The organism is Brucella sp. HL-2, from assembly GCF_025846885.2.
GTDB classification, from domain to species: domain Bacteria; phylum Pseudomonadota; class Alphaproteobacteria; order Rhizobiales; family Rhizobiaceae; genus Brucella; species Brucella quorumnocens.
In genome coordinates this window covers 1-1,150 of the sequence record NZ_JAOYTK010000072.1, presented here as the reverse complement: position 1 = coordinate 1,150, position 1,150 = coordinate 1, and the positions used below count along the sequence as shown (strand labels likewise).

Here is a 1,150-nt window from a genome sequence, read left to right as displayed (position 1 = left end):
TGGTGGTGGAACGAAGGGCCGCTGGATCATCGAAGGTGATTTGGCAAGTTACTTCGACACAGTTCATCATCGACTGCTTCTTCAATGTGTGCGGCGTCGGGTACAGGACGGACGGTTTGTTGATCTTCTCTGGCGGTTCCCGAAGGCAGGTCACATTGATCGTGGCCTGTTTACGGCTTCAAGCGAAGGTGTTCCGCAAGGTGGCGTTCTGTCACCACTCCTGTCCAACATCATGCTCCATGAGTTTGATATGTGGCTGGAGGCGAAATACCTGAACAAGAAAGTCCGAAAGGATCGCTGGGCATGGAACTTCCGCATCAAACAAGGAAGTCCGATTGCAGTTCGTGAGAACCGGCAATGGAAGCCCGCTGCTGCCTACTGTCGCTATGCCGATGACTTTGTGGTTATCGTCAAAGGGACGAAGGCTCAGGCAGAGGAAATCCGCGAAGAATGTCGTGCTTTTCTGGAAGACAAACTTAAGCTGACGCTGAATATGGATAAGAGCCATATCACCCACGTCAATGACGGGTTTGTCTTTCTGGGGCATCGGATTATTCGTAAGCGCGGGTCGAACGGACGCATGTGCGTCGTTACAACGATACCCAGAGAAAAGGCTGTGGCGTTTGCTCGCAAACTGTCCAAAATCCTTTCTGGCAATCATGATACTAGCAAAGTCGACATGGTAGGCCAACTCAACCGCCAATTGGCGGGATGGGCGGCATTCTATAAGTTCACGCACTTCACAGCGCGTACTTTCCAGCACATCGACACAGTCGTGTTCTGGAAAATGGCGCATTGGCTGGCGCGGAAATATCGTTCCCGCATCAAACCCTTGATGCAGAAATGGTATCGAGCGCCAGAGGCAGGCAAAGCAAAGACTTGGCTTGTCTATGAACCAAATGAACGCGGGAACCCTGTCGGCAAAGCGCTGCGCCGTCTGGTCTCAAGTCCAAAAGCGCAGTTCCGGTGGCGGAATCCGGAGATCAATCCATACATCTTCCGGATTGAGACTCGTAACACCATCACCTCACGCTATCATGACGTTGCTATGGCCATGGGCCAAGGCTGAATGGAGAGCCGTATGCGCTGAAAGGTGCACGTACGGTTCGGGGAGGAGAAGCGCAATTGCGCTTCTCACTCCACTCAAGGT

1 protein-coding gene is annotated in these 1,150 nt (G+C 52.6%); it reads left to right on the top strand.

All coding sequences use genetic code 11. From position 1 onward, the window contains the following. Positions 1 to 1,069, top strand: a 1,069-nt coding sequence (locus OIV19_RS23585; protein WP_264234339.1) for a reverse transcriptase domain-containing protein, incomplete at its 5' end; no start/stop codon positions are given. Positions 1,070 to 1,150: the final 81 nt, after the last annotated feature.